This is a genomic window from Pseudomonas sp. HY2-MNA-CIBAN-0224 (genome assembly GCF_040310285.1).
GTDB lineage: Bacteria > Pseudomonadota > Gammaproteobacteria > Pseudomonadales > Pseudomonadaceae > Aquipseudomonas > Aquipseudomonas helleri.
This window is the reverse complement of record NZ_JBEOPQ010000669.1, coordinates 1-259: the sequence shown is the minus strand read 5'-3', so window position 1 is coordinate 259 and position 259 is coordinate 1. Positions and strand designations below refer to the sequence as shown.

Below are 259 nucleotides of genomic sequence, written 5' to 3'. Positions count from 1 at the left end.
GGCCTATGCTATCGGTAATCAAACCATTACCCAGCGCTTATTTGCCATTGATAAAACTAAAATTAAGGCGACATTTGTTACCGCCACAGTCGGTTATGCCGGTATCGTCATTGGGCTTGGTATGATTGGCTTAATGGCTTTGACCATTGGCATCGAACCACTTGATGGCAATATGAACAACTTGATTCCACAAATGGTCAGTATGTACCTGCATCCGGTCTTTATTGCCTTATTCTTTATTTTGGTCATTGGTTCATTA

At 41.3% G+C, this 259-nt stretch carries 1 pseudogene; it reads left to right on the top strand.

From position 1 onward, the window contains the following. Positions 1–259, top strand: a pseudogene (locus AAEZ03_RS27990) (sodium:proline symporter); the annotation flags it as partial.